At 65.9% G+C, this 5019-nt stretch carries 4 protein-coding genes and 2 tRNA genes; 5 read left to right on the top strand and 1 reads right to left on the bottom strand.

Going from position 1 to position 5019, the window contains the following annotated elements; genetic code table 11:
• Positions 1 to 714, bottom strand: a 714-nt coding sequence (bet, locus tag D7V77_RS40070; RefSeq protein ID WP_120581454.1) for a phage recombination protein Bet, incomplete at its 3' end; no start/stop codon positions are given.
• Positions 715 to 1047: 333 nt separating this feature from the next.
• Between bet and D7V77_RS40065 the strand changes: the two genes are divergently transcribed.
• The 5 genes from D7V77_RS40065 to clpX all read left to right on the top strand — a co-directional run bounded on the left by D7V77_RS40065 (position 1048) and on the right by clpX (position 4899).
• Positions 1048 to 1120, top strand: a tRNA-Lys gene (locus D7V77_RS40065).
• A 132-nt stretch (positions 1121 to 1252) separates the two neighbouring features.
• A tRNA-Leu gene (locus tag D7V77_RS40060) sits at positions 1253 to 1334 on the top strand.
• Positions 1335 to 1437: 103 nt separating this feature from the next.
• Positions 1438 to 2715 (top strand): trigger factor, encoded by a 1278-nt coding sequence (gene tig / locus D7V77_RS40055; RefSeq protein WP_120581453.1) that lies wholly within the window; start codon positions 1438 to 1440, stop codon positions 2713 to 2715.
• Positions 2716 to 2762: 47 nt separating this feature from the next.
• Positions 2763 to 3383, top strand: coding sequence for an ATP-dependent Clp endopeptidase proteolytic subunit ClpP (gene clpP, locus D7V77_RS40050; RefSeq protein WP_120557687.1), 621 nt, complete (start codon positions 2763 to 2765; stop codon positions 3381 to 3383).
• A 232-nt stretch (positions 3384 to 3615) separates the two neighbouring features.
• Complete coding sequence (gene clpX, locus D7V77_RS40045; RefSeq protein ID WP_014394869.1) at positions 3616 to 4899, top strand: ATP-dependent Clp protease ATP-binding subunit ClpX; 1284 nt, start codon at positions 3616 to 3618, stop codon at positions 4897 to 4899.
• Positions 4900 to 5019 lie beyond the last annotated feature (120 nt).

Genomic DNA, 5019 nt, shown 5'->3' with positions numbered 1-5019 from the left:
GGCCGGAGCCAGGGTGGGGAAGGACGCCTTCACCGGGCCCGGCTTCGAGCCCAGCACCTCATAGGAACCGGAGGCGGGCGCGGGTTCGTCGTGCGCGTCGTACTCCTCGGCCGGCATCTCCTCGCGCACGTACAGTCCGCCGAAGGCCTCCGGGTACGCCTTGCGCAGCGCCGCCACGCGCGCGCACTTCTCGATCATCGTCGTGGGAATCTTGGCCCACAGCGGCGTCTGCTGGACGTAGCCGGAGAAGTCGAGCCACACGACGACGGGCAGCTTCCCCTCGCGCACCACTCGCGACCAGGCACCCACCAGGGCGCCCTTGCGCTTGGCCGGGTTGAAGCGGTGCACCACTTCGCCCTTGCCCTGGTCCACGACGATTTCGTCCTCGGCGAACACCGCGCTCGCCTGGATGCCCTTGAAGTCCGGAAAGCGCTCCGCCCGGGCGAGCATCCCCGCCTCCGAGGGCTGGAACTCGTACTTCGTCACCCAGTTGGGCCGCTCCCGGTTGCCCACGTTCTGCCGGCGCGCCACGCAGAACGCTTCCTTGAGGAGCGGATCCAACCCGCTGCGCTTGCACTGCTCGATGAAGAGGGCGAACTCGTCCTCGCTGATTCCCCGGGGGCAGATGGTCCGCTTCACCAGGTCCACCCGCTCCCGGTTCCAGGCCGCGCCCTGCGGCGACGTCGTTCCTTCCGCCTTCACATTCGCATCCATCACTGTGTCTCCAGCACCGCTCGAAAAGGCGGACGACCCTCGCCCGCCCACATGGTTGCCCGGGCACACGGCGCACGACCCGTGGAGCAGGGGCCTGGACGGTCCCCCTGCTACAGGCCTGCAGCGCGACCCGAGGCGTGGATCAACATGCGAGCCGGGCAGGCCCTTCGCATCGCTTCCCGGGCGCGGGGACGGCCGGCCGCACGCCGGGCATCCGGTTCCACCGCGGAGAATGTGAGGGGGGTGCAAAAACGTTTTGACAGAGCGGGCGGCGACCGGTATTCACCGCGCCACCTCGGACGTCGCGAAGCCAACGCGGCCGAAAGCAAAGCCGGGAGCGTAGCTCAATTGGCAGAGCAATGGACTCTTAATCCATAGGTTGTGGGTTCGATTCCCTCCGCTCTCACTCGCAGGGCCCCTTCTGGAAACGGAAGGGGCCCTGTGTCTTTTCCGGCACTCCCTGACGGGGAGGTCCGCTCGGGAAAGCCCCTGTCGTCCGCGGACGTTTCGGAGTAGGACGGCGGTCGCGCGACGCGTCGGGCGGGTGGCGAAACTGGTAGACGCGCCAGACTTAGGATCTGGTACCGCAAGGTGTGAGGGTTCGAGTCCCTCCTCGCCCATTTCGCGTTGACCCGTTCGTGCCTATCCCCTAAAGCCGCACGTCCCACTTTCCGGTTGCCGCCCCGGGACGTATAGCCCGTGGAGGCGGCGAGCGAGGCCCGCATGAAGGTCCAGGTCGAAGAGCTCTCTCCCATCGAGAAGAAGCTCTCCATCGAGGTCGACTCCGCCCGCGTCGTTGAGGAGCTCAACCGCGCGTACGCCGCGCTCAGCGGCCAGGTGAAGATGCCCGGCTTCCGTCAGGGCAAGGTCCCCCGCCGCATCCTCGAGCAGAAGTACCGCGAGCAGGTGGAGGACGACGTCATCCAGCGCGTCGTGCAGAAGGCCTACCTGGACGCCGTGCGCGAGCACAAGGTGGAGGCCGTCGCCTCTCCCCAGGTCACCAACTCCGGCCTCAAGCCCAACGCCCCCTTCAGCTTCGAGGCCCGCGTCGAGGTGAAGCCGAAGGTGGAGGCCAAGGACTTCGAGGGCCTGTCCCTCACGAAGGTGGACACCGCCGTCGCTGACGACGCGGTGAACCAGCAGATTGAGAACATGCGCCAGAACCTGGGCCGCATCGAGCCCGTCACGGACCGCGACACCGCGGCCCAGGACGACCAGGTCACCATCGACTTCGAGGCGAAGGTGGACGGCAATGCGTTCCCCGGCAGCAAGGCGGACGGCATTGGCGTGCGCGTGCAGGACGGCGACCTCATCCAGGGCAACATCCCGCAGCTGGCGGGCGTGAAGGTCGGCGAGTCCAAGGACGTCGAGTACACCTTCCCCCAGGACTACCAGGCCGAAGAGGTCCGCGGGAAGACGGCCGTCTTCCACATCACCGTCAAGGAGCTGAAGAAGGCGGTGGTGCCGGAGCTCAACGACGACTTCGCCAAGCAGACGGGCGTCGCGCAGACGGTGGACGAGCTGCGCGCCAAGGTGCGCTCGGACCTGGAGAAGGCCCGGAAGAACCAGTCCACCGTGGACGAGCGCGACGGGCTCATCAAGGCGCTGCTGGAGAAGAACCCGTTCGACGTGCCCCGCGCCATGGTGGAGCGCGCCATCGACTCCATGATGGAGGGCGCCTTCCGCCAGATGCAGCGCCAGGGCATCGACCCGCGCCAGCTGGGCCTGGACTTCAACCGCCTGCGTGACGAGATGCGGGAGAAGGCCACCCTGGAGGTGAAGGGCACGCTGCTCTTCGAGGCCATTGCCCAGCAGCAGAACATCCAGGCGTCCGACGAGGACGTGGAGAAGCGCATCGAGGACCTGGCCATCGAGGCCAACCAGCCGGTCGCCCAGGTGAAGAAGTACTTCAAGGGCCCGGACGAGCGCCTTGGGTTGTCTCTGCGACTCCGCGAGGAAAAGACGATTGAATTCCTCAAGGGCCGGGCGAAGTATTCTTGAGGTCTTTTCCTCAAGCCTTCTGAGTTCCTTCTAGAGGTCCATCCGACATGCCCTTCATGCCCGTCCCCTACGTCATCGAGCAGACCCACCGGGGTGAGCGCTCGTACGACATCTACAGCCGGCTCCTGAAGGACCGCATCGTCATGCTGGGAACGGAGATCGACGATGACGTGGCCAACGCCATCGTCGCCCAGCTCCTGTTCCTGGAGTCCGAAGACCCGGACAAGGACATCAACCTCTACATCAACTCGCCCGGTGGCTCGGTGACGGCGGGCCTGGCCATCTACGACACGATGCAGTACGTCAAGGCGCCCGTCTCCACCATCTGCGTGGGGCAGGCGGCCTCCATGGGCGCGGTGCTGCTGCTCGCCGGCGCGAAGGGCAAGCGCTACTCGCTGCCCTCCAGCCGCATCATGATCCACCAGCCGCTGGGCGGCGCGCGCGGCCAGGCGACGGACATCGAAATCCAGGCCCGTGAAATCCTTCGCATGAAGGCCAAGCTCAACGAGCTCATCGTCAAGCACACCGGCCAGACGATCGAGCGCGTGGAGAAGGACACGGACCGCGACTACTTCATGGGCGCCACGGAGGCGAAGGCGTACGGCATCCTTGACGCCATCCAGGACCCCCGGAAGGTCGTGGGCGTGAAGCCGGAAGAGAAGAAGTAGACACACCGACATCCGAGCGGACCGGGGTGTCAACCACCCGGTCGGCGGCCGGGGGTGCTGGGAATCTTCTCCCGCGCCTCCGGCCTTCTGTTTTCTCCCATCACCGGTATTTTCCCCTTGTTAAGTACCCGGAAGGTGCGTGGACGTTCCGGATGGGGGCTGACTAGATTGGTGTGGGCAGGGGACCGGACGCGAAGCGGGTTGGGGCCTTTCAGGCGCAGCGAGGGATTTCATGGCGGGTAAGAACGTGGAGAAGCGAGACAACCAGACCCTCTGCTGCTCCTTCTGCGGCAAGTCGCAGAAGGAGGTGAAGAAGCTCATCGCGGGCCCGACGGTCTACATCTGCGACGAGTGCATCGGGCTGTGCAACGACATCATCGCGGAGGAGATCGACCGCGAGGAGACCAAGGACACCAAGCTGCGCATCCCCCGGCCCTCTGAAATCAAGGCCGTGCTGGACGAGTACGTGGTGGGCCAGGAGCGCGCGAAGAAGACGCTCTCCGTGGCGGTGCACAACCACTACAAGCGCATCGAGTCCAAGGTCGCCATGGACGATGTGGAGCTGCAGAAGAGCAACATCCTGCTGCTCGGCCCCACGGGCTCCGGCAAGACGCTGCTCGCGCAGACGCTGGCGCGCATCCTCAACGTCCCCTTCACCATCGCGGACGCCACGTGCCTCACGGAGGCCGGCTACGTCGGTGAGGACGTGGAGAACATCATCGTCAACCTGCTCCAGGCCGCGGACCACGACATCGAGCGCGCGCAGCGGGGCATCGTCTACATCGACGAAATCGACAAGATTGCCCGCAAGTCGGAGAACCCCTCCATCACCCGCGACGTGAGCGGCGAGGGCGTGCAGCAGGCGCTGCTGAAGATCATCGAAGGCACGGTGGCCAACGTCCCGCCCAAGGGTGGCCGCAAGCACCCGCAGCAGGAGTTTCTGCAGGTGGACACCACCAACATCCTCTTCATCTGCGGCGGCGCGTTCGGCGGCCTGGAGCAGGTGATCGAGCGGCGCCTGGGTGGGCGCAGCCTGGGCTTCGGCGCGGAGATCCAGTCGCGCAAGCAGCGCAACCTGAGCGAGCTGCTCAAGCACGTGGAGCCGGAGGACCTGCTCAAGTTCGGCATGATTCCGGAGTTCATCGGCCGTCTGCCCATCATCACCGCGCTGGAGGAGCTGGACGAAGGCGCGCTGGTGAACATCCTGGGCGAGCCCAAGAACGCGCTCACCAAGCAGTACCGCAAGCTCTTCGAGCTGGACGGCGTGTCGCTGAAGTTCACCGACGGGGCCTTGAAGGCCATCGCGTCGGAGGCCATCCGCCGCAAGGCGGGCGCTCGCGGCCTGCGCTCCATCCTGGAGACGGCCATGCTGGACGTGATGTACGAAATCCCGTCCCGCAAGACGGCCCGCGAGGTGCTCATCTCCGAGGAGGTCATCCTCAAGAAGAGCGAGCCCGTCGTCCTGCACTCGCAGGACAACAAGGAGACACCAGAGCCGAAGAAGGAATCGGCCTGAGCGAAATCATCCTCTAGGGGCACGCAAGGGCCTGATGGGGATGACGGGGCGCGTCACGGTCATTGGACCGGGATGCGCCCTTCGTCTTTCCCAAGCGGGCTTCCGGGCGTGGGGGCGGGC

It is taken from the genome of Corallococcus sp. CA041A (assembly GCF_003612075.1).
GTDB classification, from domain to species: Bacteria; Myxococcota; Myxococcia; order Myxococcales; family Myxococcaceae; genus Corallococcus; species Corallococcus exiguus.
This window is presented reverse-complemented; position numbering and strand designations above follow the sequence as displayed.